Raw genomic sequence first — 2,998 nt, 5'->3', positions numbered from 1 at the left:
TATTGATGGCCAAGTATTGGCTAAAGTGGCTAGCTGTGATTTAGCCGATGCTAACCTTGCTGTCGCGAATGCGCGTGAAGTGTTTGAAGCGGGTACTTGGTCAATGTTACCGCCAGTAAAGCGCAAGCAAGTAATGATCAAGTTTGCTGATTTACTCGAAGAAAATGCCGATGAATTGGCATTACTTGAAACCCTAGATATGGGTAAACCAATTCAACACTCCAAAGGCGTTGATGTGGTCGGCGCTGCCCGTGCTATACGTTGGTATGGTGAAGCGATAGATAAAATTTATGATGAAATTGCTCCTACTGCTCATAATGAAATAGGCATGATCACCCGTGAACCCGTAGGTGTGGTTGCAGCCATTGTGCCATGGAATTTCCCAATGATTATGGCATGTTGGAAGCTTGGGCCTTCACTCGCCACGGGTAATAGTGTGATTTTAAAGCCATCTGAAAAATCACCACTTACGGCTATTCGCATGGCGCAATTAGCGATTGAAGCGGGTATTCCTGCAGGGGTACTCAACGTATTACCTGGTTTTGGTCATACAGTTGGTAAAGCGTTGGCACTGCACATGGATGTCGATACTTTAGTATTCACTGGTTCAACTAAAATTGCTAAGCAGTTAATGATTTACGCAGGCGAGTCGAACATGAAGCGCGTGTGGTTAGAAGCGGGCGGTAAGAGCCCTAATATTGTGTTTAATGACGCACCAGATTTAAAAGCAGCTGCAGAAGCCGCCGCAGTAGCCATTGCTTTTAACCAAGGCGAAGTGTGCACTGCGGGTTCTCGTTTATTGGTTGAGTCAGGTGTTAAAGATGAGTTAATCAAGCTTATTGTTGAAGAAATGCAAGGATGGCAACCAGGGCATCCGCTTGATCCTAAAACAACCTGCGGTGCAATGGTTGATCAGCAGCAACTGACTAACGTGCTTAATTACATTAAAGCCGGTAGTGAGCAAGGTGCTACCTTGGTTGATGGTGGTAAACAAGTGATGGCAGAAACTGGCGGCATGTATGTACAACCTACCATTTTTAGCAATGTTAGAAATGACATGACCATTGCCAGCGAAGAAATTTTTGGCCCTGTGTTATCGGTTATCGAGTTTGATGGTATGGAACAAGCCGTCAAGATAGCCAACGACACTATGTATGGTTTAGCGGCAGGTGTGTGGACATCAAACTTAAGTAAAGCTCACAAAACAGCCAAAGCATTACGTAGCGGTATGGTGTGGATTAACCATTATGATGGCGGCGATATGACTGCTCCGTTTGGTGGTTATAAACAGTCTGGTAATGGCCGAGATAAATCATTACATGCGTTTGATAAGTACACCGAAATCAAAGCAACTTGGATAGCCCTATAACAGGCATTTTAAGGTAGATTAATAGCAAGCCCTTTAGCAATAAAGGGCTTTTTTATTGGTCATATTAGCGCTGGATAACTCATAGCAATGACTCCTATTTTGATTAACAAGTGCATCTATATTTTTGACGCCTTAATTCGAGCGGAGGTTAAGCAAAATTAACGCTAAAATGCTAACTATTCGTTGTAGACTCAAAGGCATTATTTACCTCAACATGTCATACACGGATGAATACAGATGACCCATAAGACCTTCTCTCGTTTAGCTATTATTGCTGCTGGTGGCTTTTTTGGTTTTATTTTGTGGATTATTTACCTCGCCAATACTGGCAGTCAAAGTGTGTTTTTCGACGTAATAAAACATGTTCCCTATGGTGACAAGATTTGTCACATGTTGTTATTCGGGTTATTAACTTTTGTGGCCAATTTAGCGCTGCAGAGTCGTCATTTTTGTATCGGGCGTCTTCCGCTTTATTACGGCACTGTGTTAGTGTCGATATTCGTCCTGAGTGAAGAAATCAGTCAGGGTTTTATCCCATCAAGAACATTAGACATCATCGATTTAGTTGCCGATGCTGTTGGTATTATTTTATTCAGTTATTTAAGTGGTTTAACTCAGCACTATATAGACAATCATCATGAGAGTCCTAGTGTGAGTTAGCATCAATATTTTCCATCAATATTTGCCATCAATTGTAAGAGAGGTTTAATGTGAATTTTCCTTTAGTGACCACCGATTGGTTAGCGCAACACTTAGAAGACCCAGATCTTGTATTACTAGATGCCAGCATAGAAATTGTGCTGGGAAAAGAACCACTTGTTTATGATGAGCTTTACGTTATTCCTGGTGCATTATCGTGTCAAATAGATAAACTTTTCTTCAATCATCAATCTCCACAAACTCACGCTATGGCCACGGAAGAACAATTTACTGTTGCAGCTAAATCATTAGGCGTAAGCCATAAGAGCACCGTAGTTATTTACGATGACCAAGGCATTTATTCTGCACCGCGTGCGTGGTGGACCTTTAAAGCAATGGGGTTTGATAAAGTATTTGTACTCGATGGCGGTTTACCACAGTGGCGCAGTGAAGGGCGAGACACAGTACGTCAATTTGCGACAGCAACAGACTCAGGTGATATCAAAGGCCGCCTGCAGCAATACAAGGTGTGCGACACAGAGTTTGTGTTAACCCATCTTGGCCATGCCAAAGTTGATATTATTGATGCGCGAGCAGCTGGGCGGTTTAATGGCACTACCCCTGAACCTCGTGTTGGCATGCGCGGCGGTCATATTCCTGGTTCACTCAACTTGCCTTTTGCACAAGTATTAAACGGTTTTAAAATGAAATCTATCCGTGAATTGCATACAATTTTTGCTAGCTTAGATACCAGTAATAATGCTCAACGGGTGTTTAGCTGCGGTTCAGGAATTACCGCCTGTATTTTGATTCTGGCTTCGTATGTAGCAGGGCACCATCAAGCGGCTTTATATGATGGCTCTTGGGCAGTTTGGGGCGGAGATGCTGCGCTTCCAATTGAATAATAGGGTTAATTTTTTATGGCCTGTGGCCACTAACGCTTAAGATCGCAAGGTTCCACCCTGCACGGGCTATTAGATTATGGCCTAC

3 protein-coding genes are annotated in these 2,998 nt (G+C 42.9%); all 3 read left to right on the top strand.

The genetic code is table 11. The features are described from left to right. On the top strand, positions 1–1,369 hold a 1,369-nt coding region (locus CXF78_RS18600; RefSeq protein ID WP_102037592.1), incomplete at its 5' end, for an aldehyde dehydrogenase. A 237-nt stretch (positions 1,370–1,606) separates the two neighbouring features. After that, entirely contained in the window at positions 1,607–2,029 is a 423-nt protein-coding gene (locus tag CXF78_RS18595) for a VanZ family protein (protein WP_102037591.1), read from the top strand. Positions 2,030–2,079: 50 nt separating this feature from the next. Further along, positions 2,080–2,913 (top strand): sulfurtransferase, encoded by an 834-nt coding sequence (locus CXF78_RS18590; protein WP_102037590.1) that lies wholly within the window; start codon positions 2,080–2,082, stop codon positions 2,911–2,913. Positions 2,914–2,998 lie beyond the last annotated feature (85 nt).

It is taken from the genome of Shewanella sp. 11B5 (genome assembly GCF_002836795.1).
Classification (GTDB): Bacteria; Pseudomonadota; Gammaproteobacteria; order Enterobacterales; family Shewanellaceae; genus Shewanella; species Shewanella frigidimarina.
Note: the sequence above shows the minus strand (reverse complement) of the source record. Positions and strands in the feature narration are given on the sequence as shown.